Origin of the sequence: Streptomyces sp. NPDC050422 (assembly GCF_044458665.1) — a bacterium.
GTDB lineage: Bacteria > Actinomycetota > Actinomycetes > Streptomycetales > Streptomycetaceae > Streptomyces.
The window spans coordinates 59,276-76,581 of record NZ_JBITIE010000009.1; the positions used below are offsets into that span (position 1 = coordinate 59,276).

The following is a 17,306-nucleotide window of genomic DNA, read 5'->3' on the forward strand; positions in this document are numbered from 1 at the left end:
CTGTCTCATCGGTCGCGGCAATCCCGCCACATCCCGCCCCATCGCGTCCGAGTCTCGTCCGTCACACGTGAATCGGGGGGACATGCGTTGCCGCACGGAAGAAGAACGCACGTGACCTGGCCACCATTCCCGGACCCGCCCCCGATTAGTACGACGGATGGGGCAGCCCTGTGGACAACCTCCGCGGCCGCCCCTTCCGACCTGGCAGCATGGCGGGGTGACATCAGCAACGCACTCCACCCTCTTCCCCCAGGTCCCCGACTCCCCGGACGCCATCCTCGACGGGCTCGACCCCGAGCAGCGCGAGGTCGCCGTGGCCCTGCAGGGCCCGGTCTGCGTGCTGGCCGGAGCCGGTACGGGCAAGACGCGGGCCATCACGCACCGCATCGCCTACGGGGTGCGTGCGGGGATACTCCAGCCGTCGAGTGTGCTTGCCGTCACGTTCACCAACCGTGCCGCCGGTGAGATGCGCGGTCGCCTGCGCCAGCTCGGCGCGGGCGGGGTGCAGGCGCGGACCTTCCACTCCGCGGCACTGCGTCAGCTCCAGTACTTCTGGCCGAAAGCAGTCGGCGGCGATCTGCCCCGGCTGGTGGAGCGCAAGGTCCAGCTGGTCGCCGAGGCGGCGGCCCGCTGCCGCATCCGGCTCGACCGTAACGAGCTGCGCGACGTCACGAGCGAGATCGAGTGGGCCAAGGTCACCCAGACCGTGCCCGCCGACTATCCGGCCGTGGTCGCCAAGTCCCAGCGGGATGCCCCGCGCGATCCCGCCGAGATCTCCCAGGTCTACGCGATGTACGAGCAGCTCAAGCGCGACCGCACGGTGATCGACTTCGAGGACGTGCTGCTCCTCACCGTCGGCATCCTGCAGGACCGGCACGACATCGCCGACCACGTGCGCCGCCAGTACCAGCACTTCGTCGTCGACGAGTACCAGGACGTCAGCCCTCTCCAGCAGCGGCTCCTCGACCTATGGCTCGGCGACCGCGACAACCTCTGCGTCGTCGGCGACGCCAGCCAGACGATCTACTCCTTCACCGGAGCCACCCCCGACCACCTGCTCAACTTCCGCACCCGCCACCCCAGGGCCACCGTGGTCAAACTCGTCCGCGACTACCGCTCCACGCCCCAGGTCGTCCATCTGGCCAACGGGCTGCTCTCCCAGGCCCGCGGCCGGGCCGCGGAGCACCGGCTCGAACTGGTCTCGCAGCGCGAGTCCGGCCCCGAACCCGCCTACCTGGAGTATGCGGACGAGCCCGCCGAGGCCGAGGGCACCGCCCGTCGCATCCGCGATCTGATCGCCGCCGGCGTCCCGGCCGGTGAGATCGCCGTGCTCTACCGGGTCAACTCCCAGTCCGAGGTCTACGAACAGGCCCTCGCGGACGTGGGTGTGCCCTACCAGCTCAGGGGCGCGGAGCGGTTCTTCGAGCGCCCGGAGGTCCGGGAGGCGGGCGTCGCCCTGCGCGGCGCCGCCAGGGCGGGGGGCAACGACTCCCTGCTGGACGACGCGGAGGGGCTGCCCTCCGAGGTGCGCGCGGTGCTCTCCACCAAGGGGTGGAGCAGCGAGCCGCCCGCCGGATCAGGGGCGGTGCGCGACCGCTGGGAGTCCCTGGCCGCCCTCGTCAGGCTGGCCGAGGACTTCGAACAGGCCAGGCCGGGCGCGACCCTCTCCGACCTGGTCGCCGAGCTGGACGAGCGGGCGGCCGCCCAGCACGCCCCCACGGTCCAGGGCGTCACGCTGGCCTCGCTGCACTCGGCCAAGGGTCTGGAGTGGGACGCCGTGTTCCTGGTCGGACTGACCGAGGGCATGATGCCGATCACCTACGCCAAGACGGACGAGCAGGTCGAGGAGGAGCGCCGGCTGCTCTACGTCGGTGTCACCCGGGCCCGCTTCCAGCTCTGCCTGTCGTGGTCGCTGGCGCGCTCACCCGGTGGCCGGGCGGGACGCAGGCCGAGCCGGTTCCTGAACGGGATGCGCCCGGGCTCGGCGGCCCTCGGCGGCCGGGCGACGGCAGGCGGCAGCGGCGGGATCGAGCGCCCGACCCCGGCCCGGCGCAAGCGGCGCGGGCCGGCGTTGTGCCGGGTCTGCGGCAAGACGCTGACGGATGCCGGCGAGATGAAACTGATGCGCTGCGACGACTGCCCGTCCGACATGGACGAGGCGCTGTACGAGCGGCTGCGCGACTGGCGGGCGACGCGGGCGCAGGACATCGGCCAGCCCGCGTACTGCGTGTTCACCGACAAGACACTGATGGCCATCGCCGAAGCGGTGCCCGGTACCGGGGGTGAACTGGCTGGGATCGCAGGGGTCGGCGCGCGGAAGCTGGGCCGGTTCGGCGCCGCCGTGCTGGACATCTGCGCAGGTGGGGACGGGGTTGAGGGGGCCGAGACGGCCGACGAAGAGGTGTGAGAAAAACTCGTCGAAAAAATAGTTTGCGCCCGCCCCAGTCATCACCATAGGTTCTTAACCACGGGAACAGCGACTTCTCTGAAGCCCTGACCCTGTGCTGTACTTATCCGAATACGTAGGACCGGCCCGTCCGGTCCCCAGAGACGCCGAGAGGAGGCGATTGAAGTGATCAGCATCATCGAGACCAACAAAATGACCGATCTCTCGGTCGTCTCCGCCTGCTCGCTCGGCCTCGCCTGCTCTTCGGATTCCTCGCTGCGTGGCACCGGTATGTCCGGCATTTCCGCCGTCAGCCCGCTGTCCCTGGCAAGCCTTCCCGTGCGGGAGCGCAATGAGCGACCGACCCAGGCACCGGCAGCAGCAGTAGCGAAGGGACAGGCCCAGGCCTATGCCTTTGCGGCCGTCGGTGCGGGAGCGGAAGCCGGAGCCAAGAAGAAGACGACGCACCACCACACGATGTGGGCCTTCCGTGGGCCTGAACCCTGGAGTGATCCAGTCTGATCGACGATCGGACCGGCGCCTTCAGGGCCGCGGAACCCCACTCGGGATCCGCGGCCCTTTTGTTTTGTCCGAACGGACGAGACAGCACGAAGGAGCCTCGGGACAAGCAAGACCTGGTACCAGCCGCCCCCCGGCCAACAGGCCGGAAACGACCAGACGAGGACACCACCACCGTGCAACTCGAAGCGCACGCCCCGTCCGTACCGCCTTCCGAAACGATCTCCCCGCCCGGCCTCACGGAGGACTCCACCTTGATCCCCCTCACTGCGCTCACCGCGCTCGACGACGCCATCGAGAACCTCGGCGTGCCCGTCCCCTGCCGTTCCTACGACCCCGAGGTCTTCTTCGCCGAGTCCCCGGCCGACGTCGAGTACGCCAAGTCCCTCTGCCGCACCTGTCCGCTCGTCGAGGCCTGCCTCGCCGGCGCCAAGGAGCGTCGCGAGCCGTGGGGCGTCTGGGGTGGCGAGCTCTTCATCCAGGGCGTCGTCGTCGCCCGCAAGCGTCCGCGTGGCCGTCCGCGCAAGAACCCGGTCGCGGCGTGACCGCCGACCTGGGGGTCATGGCCCCCAAGCCCATGAAACGCATCGGAACCATCGACCGTCCCCTGACCCACGACCCCCGAAACCAGGCACCAATGACCCTCCCCACGAGGGAGCCCGTCGGCTCCGCGACACCGGACGTCACCATCATCGGCGCGAACGACTCGCGTCAGAACAGGACCCGTGAGATGCAACTCATCCCAGAAGCCCTGGCTCGTGCGCATATGCACGACCGCCTGCGGGAAGCCGATGCGGAACGTCAGGCCGTGCGCCTGATCAACGCGCGGCGGATGCAGCGCCGGGCCGAGCGCGCCTCGATGCGCGCCCGCCGTGCGCTGGCCATGGCGGTCATGCACTGAACCCAGCAGGACCGCACGCCGTCAGTACCCGCTGGGGAGCAGCCGCTCTCTGCTCCCCAGCAAGCAGGACCCATATCCGTACCCCTGCCGCGGGGCCGGTCCACTCGGACCGGCCCCGCAGCCGTGTCCGGGCCGGCGCCCCTGTCGTGCCGGTGCCGCCGATGCTGCGCCGTGTCGGATCGTGACGGCGGAGATATCGTCACGGGGTGGACGAGGAGACCCGTCGCTCCGGAGCGGGCGGCACCGAGGACGTCGCGTGCGCTCTGTGCCGAACCCCCGCCGGGAGCGAGAACGCACCGCCGACCTGGCTCTGTTCCGTGGAGGACGGCAGCCGTCGCTACTACTGCGATGACTGCGCGCGCACGCATATCCGGGCCATCGAGGGCCGCCTCGACTCCGCCTGGTGGTGAGGCCGGTGAGCGCGACGGCTGTGCCCGGCCGGGCAGCGGCTAATTGATGTCCGCGGGTGCCGCGGCCCCGTCCATCGCCTCTTCCTCCGCCGTCACCTCGTGCACCGTCTGCCCGTCCCCGGCCGGTGTCTCCCCGGCCGGCGGCGCCTGCTCCTCCTCCACCGGCAGGAACCCCGGGAGCCAGGACTCCAGTTCCTCGCGCAGCCGGACCGTGGCGCCGAGCTGACACAGCACCCCGATCGTGCTCAGCGTCACCCGGTGTATCAGCAGGTAGGCGGGCGGCAGATTCAGCTGCTTGCCCAGCTGATGAGCGGGAGAACGCGGGTCCGCTATACGGGCGGCCTGATTGCGCATCCAGGTCCGGCTGAAGGTGAACTCGTCCACCTCGGCCGGTTCGATGATCGGGAGCAGGTAGTCGAGGACCGCGTCCGGTGCGAGGTCGATCGAGTCCTTGACGAACCCCTCCTCACGCAGCAACTCGTACACGGAGTCCGCATCCCCCTGGAGCGTCAGCCGCAAGGAATCCCCGATGGTCCGAGGCAGCCCGCCCGGCAGCCGGTCCACGGTGCCGAAGTCCAGTACCCCCAGGCGCCACCGATCCGCGCCGGCATCCCTGGTGCCGTCCTGATCGGCTTCGCCGTCCACCGCGAAGGACGGGTCCGCGGGCAGCAGCCGGAAGTTCCCCGGGTGGGGGTCCGCGTGAAGCAGCCCGGTGCGCGCCGGGCCGGAGAACAGGAACCTGGCCAGCAACTGCCCGGCCCGGTCCCGCTGCTCGGGGGTCCCGTCGGCGATCACCTCGGCCAGCGGCACACCGTCGATCCATTCGGTGACCAGTACCTGATCGGACTGGTGGACGACCCCGGGGACCACGACGTCGGGGTCGTCCGCGAACTCCTCGGCGTGCTCCCGCTGAGACTGCGCCTCCTGTTCGTAGTCCAGTTCCTCCGACACCCGGTCGCGCAGCTCCGTGATGAGCGGCTTGATGTCCATGCCGGGGATCAGCGGGCCGAGCAGCCGGGCGAACCGGCTGAGCTGGGTGAGATCCGAAAGCAGCGCCTCGCCGGCGCCCGGATACTGCACCTTCACGGCCACGTCCCGGCCGTCGTGCCACACCGCGCGGTGCACCTGCCCGATCGAGGCGGCGGCCGACGGCTTGTCCTCGAATTCGGTGAACAGTTCCCGCCAGTCCTCACCGAGCCGCTCCGCCAGCACCGCGTGGACCGTGGCGCTCGGCAGGGGAGGGGCCGCCTCCTGCAGTTTCGTCAGGGCCGCACGGTAGGGACCCGCGACCTCCTCGGGCAGGGCGGACTCGAAGACGGACAGGGCCTGCCCGAGCTTCATGGCCCCGCCCTTCAGCTCGCCCAGCACCTTGAAGAGCTGATCGGCGGTGCGCTGCTGGACCTCGCGGGCGACCAGTTCCGCGGACTTCCCGCCGATGCGCTTTCCCAGCCCCCACGTGGCACGGCCGGCGAACCCCAAAGGCAGCGCGGCCAGCTTGGCGGTTCGGGTGACCGCCTTCCGGGGAAGATCAGACATATGCCCCTCCAAATCCCAGACTGCCGCGCTGCGTGCGGCGGTTACCCGGCCATTGTGTCGTGCGCCGTGCCGGCCCCGGAGGTGCGCACCCCCTCAGTGTGCCCACCCGCCCCACAGGAACAGTCGACGTGCGCCCTGATCTGCTCCGACCGCCAGTCCAACAGCGGCAGTGCCGCCTCCCACCGGGCGCCGGTGCTGGCCGGCAGCTCGCCGTCGAGGAAGGCCAGCGCATGGGAGGCCGCAAGCCCCGCCACCGCTGTCGCGAGTCCCAGGTCGCACGCCTGCACGGCGGTGCGGCGCCCGGACTGCCACTGAGCCAGCATCCGCGGCCATTGCGGGTCCCGGTCGCGCCGGTTCAGATCGAGACAGCCCGCGCAGGCCGTGCCTCCCGGCAGCACCAGCGGTCCGACGACCCCGGTGGCCTCGATGACCCCGGCATAGAGATGGGGTGTGCCGGAGGAGATCCACGGCTCGGCGGTGCGCGGATCGGGAACGTAGACGGACAGCCCGTCGCGAGGGGCGACGACGATCAGCGACAGGCCGGGCTCGCCGCTCGCACATCCGGCCGCCGGCTGCACGACCCGGGGCGCGGGACCGGGGGAGGATCGCCGGACCAACTGGCGCGCCGCCGAGTCCCGGCGCTCCCCGACCGCCGAGGCGGGCAGACCTCCGGGGGATACGTCGCCCACTTCGGCACATCCGCCGTCCAGGACCTCGACCCGGCCCACGCCGGATCCGGAGAGCACCGCCGCGACCGCCGCGCCGACCCGGCCGGCGCCCCGCACCTGGACACGCATGGAGCGGCGGGCCGCCAGCCGGCGCATGCCTCCTCCCGGTTCGGGATGTACGACGGAGAGTGACGCCAGGTCGGGCCGGTGACGCTCCAGCGCGTCCGCACGGTTTCGTAACGCATCGGCTTCCGGACCGCCCGCCCGCACGTCATCGATGAGCCCCGCGTCCATCAACCGCGCCACGAGTGTGTCCACTTGATGATCATTCAGATCCAGTGCCCGGGCTTCCTCGCGCAGCAGGGACATCCCGCGCGTCCCGTCGAGCAGTTCCAGGAAACAGCCCGTCGCGATATCCATCGGGCCGACCTTGACCGCATGTGCGGGCGTCACGCCGAATTGCACGGTGCCGCTGCCGCGCCATGCGCGGCGCAGTGCGGGCTTCAACATCGGATGCACGGCTTCCCCCGGTCTGTGTGGCTGCGTGAGTTCCATTGCCAGAATGAGGGGCGCCGCGGAACCGTGCGAAAAGTTATCCACAGGCGAGGGGTATTAGTCGTTCAAATGGTGCAAGCCGTGGGGCGGATCATGCGCGAACCGTCCCGGAGGCGGGACTTCCCCCACTGACAGCGGGTAACGTCGTGGCGTGCCCGCCGACCCGTCACCCGGCTTCGCCGGGGAGACTTCCGCGCGCGGCGCCGGAACCCGCCGGCGCAGTGCGGCCGACCATCCGCCCCGTGCCTCGGCGACGAGCGCGGTCGAGGTCCGCAGGAGCACCCGCCGCAGCAGGACGGTCTCCGCGTACCGGGAGGGCGACCGCACGATCGTGCTGATCCCCGCCCGGATGTCCGAGGCCGAGGAGCAGCGCTGGGTGAGCGTGATGCTCGACAAGCTGGCGGCCCAGGAGAACAAACGGATCCTCGGCGACAGCGAGCTCGCGGAGCGTGCGGAGCGTCTGTCGGCCCAGTATTTCGAGGGCCGGGCCCGCCCGGTGTCAGTCCGATGGGTGACCAATCAGAACACCCGTTGGGGGTCGTGCACCCCGGCCGAGGGCAGCATCCGGCTCTCGCACCGGCTGCAGGGCATGCCTGAGTACGTCGTCGACTACGTGCTCGTCCACGAGCTTGCCCATCTCCTGGTGCCCGGACACGGACCGCGGTTCTGGCGGCTCCTCGACGCCTACCCCCGTACCGAGCGGGCCCGGGGTTACCTCGAAGGGGTGGTCGCGGCCGACAGGTTGCCGCACCTGCCTGCCGCACGCGGCGAGTGACGTTCGCGATTTTGTACCGGGTCTGTACCGGCTTGGCCCAATGCCGGAGTTTGCGGTTAGCCTGACGCGACGCATTCACCTTCCGGATGGGGGACGGTCGTTACGCATGGCCAGGGAATTCCAAAGCGGCCACAAGGCCAAGATCAGCGATCTCACGCCGGGGACGGACCTGTACGTAGGTGTGCAGATCGCCGGCCCGGGACTGACCTTTGACATCAGCTGCTTCGGCCTCGATGCCAATGAGCAGCTCTCCGACGACCGTTATTTCATCTTCTTCAATCAGCCTAAATCGCCCGAGGAGTCCATTCAGCTCCTCGGCGCGCAGGCCGGCGACACGGAGTCGTTCCGCGTCACTCTGGACCGCATTCCGGCGAACATCCACAAGCTGTCCTTCACCGCGACGCTGGACGGTGCCGGACAGATGTCGCAGGTCGGCCCCGGGTACATCCGGATCGTCGCGGGCGGCGAGGAAGTTGTCAGGTACGCCTTCACTGGCTCGGAGTTCACCACCGAGCGTGCGGTGATGCTGGGTGACTTCTACCTCAAGGACGTCTGGCGGTTCGCCGCCGTCGGCCAGGGCTTCGACGGTGGGCTGGACGCGCTGCTGAAGAACTTCGGCGGCGAGGTCGCCGAGGAGGCCCCCGCCTCTCCCCAGCCGCAGTCCGCGGCCCCGCCGTTCGCCCCGCCCGCACAGGCGTCGGCCCCCGCGCCGTCCTTCGGCGCCCCGGCCGCACCGCAAGCCCCGCAGCCCGCGCCGTCCTTCGGCGCGCCGGCGGCTCAGGCTCCCGCGCTCACACCGCAGCAGCAGATGCACGCCGCGCCGACGATAGCGGCGCCGCTGGCACCCCAGGGCGGCAGCATGCCGCCCCCGCCCCCGCCCGCTCCCTACGGTCAGCCGCCCCAGCAGCCGCAGTTCGGACAGGTCCCGGCCCAGGCGCCGGGCGCCTTCGGTCAGCAGGCCCCCGCTCCGTACGGGCAGCCCGCTCCCGTTCCGTTCGGGCAGCAGCCGCCCGGTGCCCCGCAGGGGATGCCGCAAGGGGTTCCGCAGGCCGGGGCCGGTCTTCAGGCCGCGCTCCAGCCGTACAAGGAGACCGCCACCGGCCAGCGCTGGACCCCGCAGAACCAGCAGCTCATGCGCGTCGACCTCACCATGGGCGGAGCCGGGGTGCTGGCCCGGCAGGGCAGCATGGTGATGTACCAGGGCAAGGTCGACTTCGGCTACAAGGGCGCGGGTTTCGCGGGCCGGATGGTCGGCAACGCCACCGGTCAGGAAATGCAGCTGATGCGCTGTACCGGCCGGGGACAGGTCTTCCTCGCCGAGGACGGTTCCCATCTGCACGCCATCGAGCTCCAGGGCGACGGCATCTGCGTGTCGGCGGAGAGCGTCCTCGCCTTCGACGAGTCGCTGCAGTACGAGGTCCGCAGGATCGAGGGCCACGGCATTCCCGGCGGCGCGCTGTTCACCATGCAGTTCCAGGGCACCGGCACCATCGTCGTCAAGACCCACGGTGTCCCCGTCGTCCTGCCGGTCACCCCGACCACCTTCGCCGACTGCAACGCCGTCGTGGCGTGGTCGGCCGCCTCACAGGTGATCATCTCCAGCCAGGTCAGGCTGCGCCGCAACGCGTACCCCGGACACAGTGGAGAGACCGTCAACCTCCAGTTCCGGGGCGCCCCCGGCAACTTCATCGTCGTCCAGCCCTACGAGGTCTGAGGGAGCCCGTCATGAATCAGCAACTCGCGGGCTACGCCCCGACCCCCGTCACGGCCCGGATGGAGAACCACGGCCATTCGATGCTGAAGGTCGCCATGGCGACCGGCCAGGACCTGTACGCGCGCACCGGCTCGATGGTGGCGTACGAGGGCTTCATCCAGTACGAGCCCAACCCGCCGGCCGTCCGCCAGATCGCCTCGCAGTGGATCACCGGCGAGGGCGCGCCCCTGATGAAGTGCGCCGGTGACGGACTGCTCTACCTCGCCGACTACGGCGCCGATGTGGTCGTCATCAATCTCAACAACGACTCCCTCTCGGTCAACGGCACCAACGTCCTCGCCTTCGACGGCCACCTGACCTGGGGCGTCGAAAGGGTCAAGGGACTGGCCAAGTTCGCCGGCCAGGGCCTGTGGAACGTCTGCATCTCCGGCACCGGCTGGGTCGCGATCACCTCGCGCGGCACGCCGATCGTCGTCGACTGCGGACGGGGCGAGGACGAGACGTACGTCGACCCCGACGCCCTCGTGGCGTGGTCCCCGAACCTCAAGGTGAAGGGCAAGCGCAGCTTCAAGGCCTCCTCGCTCATCGGGCGGGGCAGCGGCGAGGCGTTCCAGATGGCCTTCTCCGGCCAGGGGATCGTCGTCGTCCAGCCGAGCGAGGACAGTACCGACCGCCTGCGGGTCCGGAACTGACGGGGAGGGAGAACACACCATGCAGAGTCCGCTTTTCAGCTATACGGAACAGCAGTCCCAGGAGCGGTACACGGTTCAGAACCCGCAGCTCCTGCGGGTCTCGCTGACCGGCCACGACGATGTCCTCGCCCGCAAGGGGGCCATGGTCGCGTACCAGGGCCTGATGGAGTTCGACGGCGAGTACCAGTCGCACGGACAGCGCCGCGCCCGCGCCACCACCGGTGAGGGCCTCGACCTGATGCGCTGCTCCGGGCAGGGCACGGTCTACCTGGCCAACCTCGCGCAGTACGTCCACGTGGTGGACGTCGACCGCGACGGTCTGACGGTGGACAGTGCCTACGTCCTGGCGCTCGACTCGTCCCTCCACAGCGAGGTCATCGCGGTGGACAGCCAGTACGGCATCTCGGGCACCGGCAAGTACCAGCTCAACATCTCCGGCACCGGCAAGGTCGCGCTGATGACCTCCGGCCAGCCGCTGATGATGCAGGTCACGCCCGACAAGTACGTCAACGCCGACGCCGACGCGATCGTCGCCTGGTCCAGCTCGCTGCGGGTGCAGATGCAGGCCCAGACGCATTCCTCGGGAGTGTTCCGCCGACGTGGCAACACGGGCGAGGGCTGGGAGCTCAGCTTCCTCGGCCAGGGCTTCGCCCTGGTCCAGCCGAGCGAGGTGCTGCCGCCGCAGGGCGCCCAGATCGGCCAGGGGCTGGCCGCCCAGTTCGGCATGGGCCAGCAGGGATCCCACGCCCAGAACCAGAACAACGCGTGGAACTGAGCCGTGCGGCCCGTCCCCGTGTACGAGGGGTGGGACGGGCTAGGTGATACGGGTAAGGGGCGGCCTCTCAGGAGGTCGGCCCTTACCCGTATACCGTCCGCTTCCGGTTCCGGTTACCGGCCGGCGTTCAGGGCGGCGCGCGTACGTTCCATCAGGCGGACCACCGAGGAGTCGGCGACCCCGGCGACCTCGGCGTAGGCGAACCAGCGCAGATCGAGCGATTCCTCACTGATCCGCTCCGCCGCGCCCGACGGCGCCAGCGCCGCGTACTGAACGTCCAGGTGCCAGTGGCACGGCGCTGGGATCGGATGACGGTCCAGGACCACCGGGCCGCCCGCCAGCAGGGTCAGGCCGTCGATACCGGACTCCTCCGTCGCCTCACGCAGCGCGGCGGCGGCCAGAGTGGCGTCGCCGGGCTCGCAGTGGCCACCCATCTGCAGCCACATTCGCAGCTTCCGGTGCAGCGTGAGCAGCACCTTGCCGCGCTCCGGGTCTATGACCAGGGCGCTGGCCGTCAGGTGCCCGGCCCCGCAGGCCTTCCACATGCCGTCGGGATGCAGTGCCAGATGGTCCAGATAGGCGCTGCGCAGCTCCTCCTGGGCGTCGTCCGGCCGGTGCGTGCCGTCCGCCCCGTGCCGGTAGTTCTTCAGTACGAGAACGGCGTCGTCGTGCAGGCTCACTTGTCGGTGTCGTCCTTGCCGTCGCCGCCCCCGGCCCCGTCGTCCGGGGTCGCGTCGGTGTCGCCGGTCCCGTCGGCCTCGTCGTCAGAGGCGCCGTCGGTGCCCGGGGCGGGCTTCTGCGACCCGTTCGCCGCCTCGCCGAGCATCTTGTCCAGCTCGGAGAAGTCCAGCTGCTCGTGGTGGACGAAACCGTCCGGGTCGTCCAGGTCGTGGGCGGTGGGCAGCATGTCGGGGTGCTCCCACAGCGCGTCGCGCCCGTCGAGACCCCGCGCGTCCGTGAGCGAGGCCCACAGCCGCGAGGCGTCACGCAGCCGCCGCGGACGCAGCTGGAGACCGATGAGCGTGGCGAACGTCTGCTCGGCGGGACCGCCGGAGGCGCGCCGCCTGCGCATCGTCTCGCGCAGCGCGTCGGCGGAGGTCAGCCGGGGCTTCGCGGCCTCGTGGACCACGGCGTCCACCCAGCCCTCGACGAGCGCGAGCGCGGTCTCCAGGCGGGCCAGGGCGGCCTTCTGCTCCGGGGTGTCCTCCGGCTGGAACATGCCCTGCTGAAGCGCATCCTGCAGCTGTTCCGGGTTCGACGGGTCGAACTGGCCGACCACGTCCTCCAGCTTGCTCGTGTCGACCTTGATGCCGCGCGCATAGCCCTCGACCGCACCGAACAGATGCGAGCGCAGCCACGGCACATGGGCGAAGAGCCGCTGGTGAGCGGACTCGCGCAGGGCCAGGTACAGCCGGACCTCGTCCTGCGGCACGCTCAGGTCCTTGCCGAACCGCTCGACGTTCAGCGGAAGCAGCGCGGCCTTGCCGGCCGGTCCGAGCGGCAGCCCGATGTCGGTGGAACCGACCACCTCACCGGCGAGCACGCCGACGGCCTGCCCGATCTGCTGGCCGAACATCGCACCGCCCATCGACCGCATCATGCCGATCAGCGGGCCAGCCATGGCCTGCATCTCCTCGGGCAGCACATCACCCATGGCGAGGCCGACACGCTCGGCCACCGGGTCGACCAGCTTCTGCCAGGCGGGGAGGGACGCCTCGACCCACTCCGCACGGCTCCACGCCACGGTCGAGACGGAACCGGAGGGCAGCGACGTCACACCGTCCAGCCACAGGTCGGCCAGGCGCAGCGCCTCGTCGACCGCGGCACGCTCGGACGGGCCGACGCTCGCGTCCTTGGTGCCGTCCGGGGTGCCCTGCGAGACCGTCTGGCGGGCGATCTGCTTGGCCATGTCCCAGTTCACGGGACCGCCCTCGTAGCTCAGCATCTGGCCGAGCTGCTGGAACGCGGCGCCCAGGTCGTTCGGGTTCATGGAGCCGAACATGGCGGCGAAGGGATTGTCACCGCCTGCGCCGGGGCCGAAGCCGAACGGGTTCGCCGGACCGCCCGAACCCTGCCCACCTCCGGTGGGGTCGTTCTTCTTGCCCTTGTCGCCGTCGTCCGGCTCCTCCGGCGGAAGGCCGAATCCGAATGGGGTGTCACTCACGGGTTTCCTCGGCTCGTAGGGCCGCCGGCTCGAACCGACGGCGACTGCCCGACATCACCATCCAGCGTAGACACCAAGTCCGCTCGGGGCCTCAGTGCTCCGCCTGCTCCCGGCCTGCGGCAGGATGGACGCCACCTGGTACGTACGCGTCATTCGGGTACGTACTGAAGACAACCGCTGGAGACGCCCGGTGAGTTCCCCAGATCCTCAGGTTCGCGCAGCGCGAAACCTGACCGCCCCTTCCTCCGAGAACGAGCCCGAGAACAAGCCCGAGAACGAGCCCGAGAACGAGCCCGAGAACAAGGCCGAGAACAAGTCCGTCCGCAGCCGCTCCAGAAGCCGCGGCCCCGTCGTGGCCGTCACCGGAGCCGCGACGGGTGTCGGTGAGCTGCTCACCGCACGCCTTGCGGCCTCCGAGGAGATCAAGCAGGTCATCGCCATCGACGAGCGCCGCGGAGAGGTCTCCGAGGCCACGTGGCACATCCTCGACGTGCGCGACCCCGCCATCGCGGAGAAGCTGCGCGGCGCCGATGTGGTGGTGCACCTGGCGCTCGATCTCGACCTGGAGACCGATCCCGCAGCCCGCACCGCCTACAACGTGCGCGGCACCCAGACCGTGCTGACCGCCGCCGCGGCCGTCGGCGTCCACCGCGTCGTGCTGTGCACCTCGGCGATGGTCTACGGCGCGCTGCCCGACAACGACGTCCCGCTCGCCGAGGACGCCGAGCTGCGGGCCACGGCCGAGGCGACCGGTGTCGGCGACCTCCTGGAGATCGAACGGCTCGGCCGCCGCGCACCCCGCGCCCACCCCGGACTCCAGGTCACCGTGGTCCGTCCCACGATCCTCGTCGGCGGTACGGACACGGCGCTGACCCGCTACTTCGAGTCGCCGCGCCTCCTGGTCGTCGCCGGATCGCGGCCCACCTGGCAGTTCTGCCACGTCGACGACCTGGTCACGGCGCTGGAGTACGCCGCGCTGGAGAAGATCGACGGGGAGTTCGCGGTCGGCTGCGACGGCTGGCTCGAACAGGCGGAGGTCGAGGAGCTCAGCGGTGTCCGCCGGATGGAGCTGCCCTCGGCCGTAGCGCTCGGGGCCGCCGCCCGGCTGCACCGGATCGGCCTGACCCCGTCCCCGGCGGGCGACCTGGCGTACACGATGCATCCCTGGGTGGTCAGCGTGAGCCGGCTGCACGACGCGGGATGGCGCCCGGGCTGGACGAACGAGGAGGTGCTCGCCGCACTCCTCGAAGAGGTCGAGGGACGCCACACCGTCGCCGGGCGCCGGCTCGGCCGCAAGGACGCGACCGCGGCCGGAGCCGCCGGTGCGACCGTGGCGCTGCTCGGCACCGCGGCGCTGGTACGCCGCGCCCGCAAGGCCCGCCGCCGCTTCTAGCGCCGTGACCGGCGGAGCTCTCCGGAGGTGGGCACCGGATCGTGTCCGGCGCCGGCGGCTGTAGGAGGCTCCAACGCGGCCGACGGCCCGCCGGGTGAAAGGCGTATTCCGCGATGCCGGAGCGGTACGGCACGATGGCTGCCATGGCAACCACGTATGACCACCCCGGCGAGCAGGCGGCACAGGACCCCATCCGGCTGCTGGAGATCCGCGACACGCCGCTGTCCCTGGACGAGGTCTTCCGCGCCGTAGGCGACGACGCGGCGGGTGGTACCGCCCTGTTCGTCGGCACCGTGCGCAATCACGACGGTGGTCAGGACGTCGGGGCGCTGGGCTATTCGTGCCACCCCTCGGCACAGGACGAGATGCGCCGGGTGGCGGAGAAGGTCGTCGCCGGGTTCCCGGTCCGGGCACTGGCCGCCGTCCACCGGGTGGGTGAACTGGAGGTGGGCGATCTCGCGGTGGTGGTGGCGGTATCGTGCCCGCACCGCGCAGAGGCCTTCGAGGCCTGCCGCAAGCTCATCGACGACCTCAAGCACGAGGTTCCGATCTGGAAGCACCAGCGGTTCTCCGACGGTACGGAGGAGTGGGTCGGCGCCTGCTGAGCGCAAACCCCGCGGGTGGGCATCGACCCCGATTTGCGTAACCACACCCCTGCCATGAGCGTTGGTCCTGCAGATGGTTAATCTGCTGATCATTCGGTTGCGGTCGCTCATGAGGCAGGAGGTCGTCATGGCAGCACTCGCCTGGTTGTTGATTCCGCTTTTTGCTGCGCTCGGTGCTGCGATATGGGGGAGCTGGGCTGCCCGTAATCGCACCACCGGCGATGTCACCGAGCTCGCCGGTTACGCCCGGTTCCGTGAAGCGATGGAGCGCTCGCACTCCGCTTCCGAGCCGGTCGAGCAGATATCGAACGTCTGACGCCACACCGGTCGTACGCAGTCGCCAATCCGCTGCCGACCCTCTCCGGCCCCGCCGCCCGGCGTCCTCGCCACGCCCGGCCCCGGCCCTCGTACGGACCGGCCCCGACGGTGCACTGACAGGCCCTTCCCGTACTGTCGTTCCATGCCACGCCGCACCGCGACGATGCTCGCCTCCACCCTGATCCTGATCGCGCTGCTCTGCGCAGGCGTGCTGATCAAAGTGCCGTACTCGGAGATGTCCCCCGGGCCGACGGTGAACACACTCGGCAAGGTGGGCGGCGACCCCGTCCTGCAGATCACCGGGCACAAGACGTACGAGACCTCCGGCAATCTCAACATGACGACGGTCAGGGTCACCGGCGCCGACTACAACATGAACCTCGTCGAGGCCGTCTACGGCTGGCTCGGCCACGACAGCGTGGTCGTACCGCACGACACGCTCTACCCGGACGGCAAGACCGAGGAGCAGTCGACGCAGGAGAACGCCGAGGAGTTCAGCCAGTCCCAGGAGAGCGCCAAGGTCGCGGCCCTCACCGAGCTGGGCATCCCGGTGGCCTCGCGGGTCGTCGTCTCCACGGTCCTCAAGGACAGTCCCTCCCAGGGCAGGCTGCACGCCGGCGACGTGATCAAGGCCGTCGACGGCACGGAGGTCAAGCAGCCCGCAGACGTGGCGAAGCTCGTCACCAAGCACAAGCCCGGCCAGGACGTCACCTTCACGATCATCCCGGCCAAGACCGCGGCGGCGGCCGAGAAGGCCGGCAAGGAGCCCGAGGGCACCGAGAAGATCACCATCACCACCGAGAAGGCCCCCAAGGAGAACCGGGCGATCGTCGGCATCCAGGCGGGGACGGACCACACCTTCCCGTTCGAGATCGACATCAAGCTCGCCGACGTCGGCGGTCCGAGCGCCGGCCTGATGTTCTCCCTCGGCATCGTCGACAAACTGACCCCGGGCCAGTTGACGGGCGGCAAGTTCATCGCCGGCACCGGGACGATCGACGACAAGGGCAAGGTCGGGCCGATCGGCGGGATCAACATGAAGCTGGTCGGCGCGCGCAACGCCGGCGCACGCTACTTCCTGACCCCCGACGAGAACTGCGGGGCGGCCGCCTCCGACACGCCGGACGGACTCACCCTGGTGAGGGTCAAGACCATCGACGACGCCAAGAAGTCGCTGGAGAAGATCCGCACCGGGGACGCGGCCGGACTGCCGAGCTGCTCGACAGGCTGACCGCGCCCCCGCTGACGAGGGACGGACGGGTCAGGACTCGAAGGTCGCGGCCAGCGCCTCGGCCAGCCCCGGCACCAGACCGGCGCCCGTCAGCACGTCGTTCGGCGAATCCTTCTCCCGCAGACGTACGGCGGACTCCCGCGCTCCGTCCCGCAGGACGGCCACCGTCATCCGTACCTCCTGACGGTCGGGGTGCTTGGCGACCCACTTGGTCAGCTGGGTGTCGTCGAGACCTTCCGGTACGGAGGCCTCGGCGGACGGCGGCAGCATCAGCCGCTCCACCGTCATGGCGCACCCGACGACAGCGTCGGGCCAGGCGATCGTGGCGAGGAACTCATCCAGTGCGGTACCTGCGGGAAGCTCCTCCTGCTCGATAGGGGTGAGTGCGGCGGTCGTCGAACCGCCGTCGTCGAGGCCGAGCTGAGCGGCGAGTCCGGGCTCCTGGACCCGCAGCCGTGCGGTGTCGACCAGGGCGAAGAGCCGGGCGGGCTGGTCCCAGCCGAGGCCGGAGATGTACTCGTCGATTTCGAGCACCGCGACGGTGAGCGGGCTCGCGGCCATCGGGGGGCCTGAGGGGGAAACGTTGGGCATGGACAACATCCTGCCTCCTTCCGCCCCGGGAACGGGAACTAGGTAAAGCCTCAGTAAGTTGCATAGGTGGGCT

Annotated in this window: 18 protein-coding genes; 13 read left to right on the plus strand and 5 right to left on the minus strand. The window is 70.2% G+C overall.

The window, feature by feature from the left end; all coding sequences use genetic code 11:
• Nucleotides 1-217: 217 nt before the first annotated feature.
• From ACIBJG_RS15485 to ACIBJG_RS15505, 5 genes are all read left to right on the plus strand, one after another.
• Nucleotides 218-2,407, plus strand: coding sequence for an ATP-dependent DNA helicase UvrD2 (locus ACIBJG_RS15485; RefSeq protein WP_399308011.1), 2,190 nt, complete (start codon nucleotides 218-220; stop codon nucleotides 2,405-2,407).
• A gap of 165 nt (nucleotides 2,408-2,572) precedes the next feature.
• Nucleotides 2,573-2,908 (plus strand): hypothetical protein, encoded by a 336-nt coding sequence (locus ACIBJG_RS15490; protein WP_399308012.1) that lies wholly within the window; start codon nucleotides 2,573-2,575, stop codon nucleotides 2,906-2,908.
• Nucleotides 2,909-3,081: 173 nt separating this feature from the next.
• Nucleotides 3,082-3,450, plus strand: coding sequence for a WhiB family transcriptional regulator (locus ACIBJG_RS15495; RefSeq protein WP_326738612.1), 369 nt, complete (start codon nucleotides 3,082-3,084; stop codon nucleotides 3,448-3,450).
• A 32-nt stretch (nucleotides 3,451-3,482) separates the two neighbouring features.
• Nucleotides 3,483-3,806, plus strand: coding sequence for a hypothetical protein (locus ACIBJG_RS15500; RefSeq protein WP_399308272.1), 324 nt, complete (start codon nucleotides 3,483-3,485; stop codon nucleotides 3,804-3,806).
• Nucleotides 3,807-4,012: 206 nt separating this feature from the next.
• Complete coding sequence (locus ACIBJG_RS15505) at nucleotides 4,013-4,216, plus strand: hypothetical protein (protein WP_399308013.1); 204 nt, start codon at nucleotides 4,013-4,015, stop codon at nucleotides 4,214-4,216.
• 39 nt (nucleotides 4,217-4,255) lie between these two features.
• Here ACIBJG_RS15505 and ACIBJG_RS15510 read toward each other — a convergent pair whose 3' ends face one another.
• Nucleotides 4,256-5,752 (minus strand): ABC1 kinase family protein, encoded by a 1,497-nt coding sequence (locus ACIBJG_RS15510; RefSeq protein ID WP_399308014.1) that lies wholly within the window; start codon nucleotides 5,750-5,752, stop codon nucleotides 4,256-4,258.
• Between the two features lie 41 nt (nucleotides 5,753-5,793).
• Nucleotides 5,794-6,939: a ThiF family adenylyltransferase gene (locus ACIBJG_RS15515; protein ID WP_399308015.1), complete on the minus strand. Its 1,146-nt coding sequence runs from the start codon at nucleotides 6,937-6,939 to the stop codon at nucleotides 5,794-5,796.
• Between the two features lie 187 nt (nucleotides 6,940-7,126).
• Between ACIBJG_RS15515 and ACIBJG_RS15520 the strand changes: the two genes are divergently transcribed.
• The 4 genes from ACIBJG_RS15520 to ACIBJG_RS15535 all read left to right on the plus strand — a co-directional run bounded on the left by ACIBJG_RS15520 (nucleotide 7,127) and on the right by ACIBJG_RS15535 (nucleotide 10,931).
• Complete coding sequence (locus ACIBJG_RS15520) at nucleotides 7,127-7,750, plus strand: M48 family metallopeptidase (RefSeq protein ID WP_399308016.1); 624 nt, start codon at nucleotides 7,127-7,129, stop codon at nucleotides 7,748-7,750.
• Nucleotides 7,751-7,856: 106 nt separating this feature from the next.
• Nucleotides 7,857-9,464 carry a TerD family protein gene (locus tag ACIBJG_RS15525; RefSeq protein WP_399308017.1) on the plus strand — a complete coding sequence of 536 codons (1,608 nt, stop codon included), beginning with the start codon at nucleotides 7,857-7,859 and terminating at the stop codon, nucleotides 9,462-9,464.
• An 11-nt stretch (nucleotides 9,465-9,475) separates the two neighbouring features.
• Entirely contained in the window at nucleotides 9,476-10,156 is a 681-nt protein-coding gene (locus ACIBJG_RS15530; RefSeq protein ID WP_148020615.1) for an AIM24 family protein, read from the plus strand.
• 19 nt (nucleotides 10,157-10,175) lie between these two features.
• A complete protein-coding gene (locus ACIBJG_RS15535; RefSeq protein WP_399308018.1) occupies nucleotides 10,176-10,931 on the plus strand; it encodes an AIM24 family protein in 756 nt (251 codons plus the stop codon).
• A 113-nt stretch (nucleotides 10,932-11,044) separates the two neighbouring features.
• On the opposite strand, the gene ACIBJG_RS15540 is transcribed toward ACIBJG_RS15535, so the two are convergent.
• Together ACIBJG_RS15540 and ACIBJG_RS15545 are read right to left on the minus strand one after the other, a co-directional pair.
• Nucleotides 11,045-11,611, minus strand: a complete 567-nt coding sequence (locus tag ACIBJG_RS15540; RefSeq protein ID WP_399308019.1) for an NUDIX hydrolase — start codon at nucleotides 11,609-11,611, stop codon at nucleotides 11,045-11,047.
• Nucleotides 11,608-13,095, minus strand: coding sequence for a zinc-dependent metalloprotease (locus tag ACIBJG_RS15545; protein WP_399308020.1), 1,488 nt, complete (start codon nucleotides 13,093-13,095; stop codon nucleotides 11,608-11,610). Before ACIBJG_RS15545 ends, ACIBJG_RS15540 begins: the two co-directional genes overlap by 4 nt.
• A gap of 190 nt (nucleotides 13,096-13,285) precedes the next feature.
• Here ACIBJG_RS15545 and ACIBJG_RS15550 point away from each other — a divergent pair, with 190 nt between their 5' ends.
• The 4 genes from ACIBJG_RS15550 (at nucleotide 13,286) to ACIBJG_RS15565 (ending at nucleotide 16,642) form a co-directional block, all read left to right on the plus strand.
• Entirely contained in the window at nucleotides 13,286-14,488 is a 1,203-nt protein-coding gene (locus ACIBJG_RS15550) for an SDR family oxidoreductase (protein ID WP_399308021.1), read from the plus strand.
• Nucleotides 14,489-14,631: 143 nt separating this feature from the next.
• A complete protein-coding gene (locus ACIBJG_RS15555; RefSeq protein WP_399308022.1) occupies nucleotides 14,632-15,093 on the plus strand; it encodes a molybdenum cofactor biosynthesis protein MoaE in 462 nt (153 codons plus the stop codon).
• A gap of 127 nt (nucleotides 15,094-15,220) precedes the next feature.
• Nucleotides 15,221-15,409, plus strand: coding sequence for a hypothetical protein (locus ACIBJG_RS15560; RefSeq protein ID WP_148020620.1), 189 nt, complete (start codon nucleotides 15,221-15,223; stop codon nucleotides 15,407-15,409).
• A gap of 144 nt (nucleotides 15,410-15,553) precedes the next feature.
• Nucleotides 15,554-16,642 (plus strand): PDZ domain-containing protein, encoded by a 1,089-nt coding sequence (locus ACIBJG_RS15565; protein WP_399308023.1) that lies wholly within the window; start codon nucleotides 15,554-15,556, stop codon nucleotides 16,640-16,642.
• Nucleotides 16,643-16,672: 30 nt separating this feature from the next.
• On the opposite strand, the gene ACIBJG_RS15570 is transcribed toward ACIBJG_RS15565, so the two are convergent.
• On the minus strand, nucleotides 16,673-17,242 hold the full coding sequence (locus tag ACIBJG_RS15570; RefSeq protein WP_399308024.1) for a PPA1309 family protein: 570 nt from the start codon (nucleotides 17,240-17,242) through the stop codon (nucleotides 16,673-16,675).
• Nucleotides 17,243-17,306 lie beyond the last annotated feature (64 nt).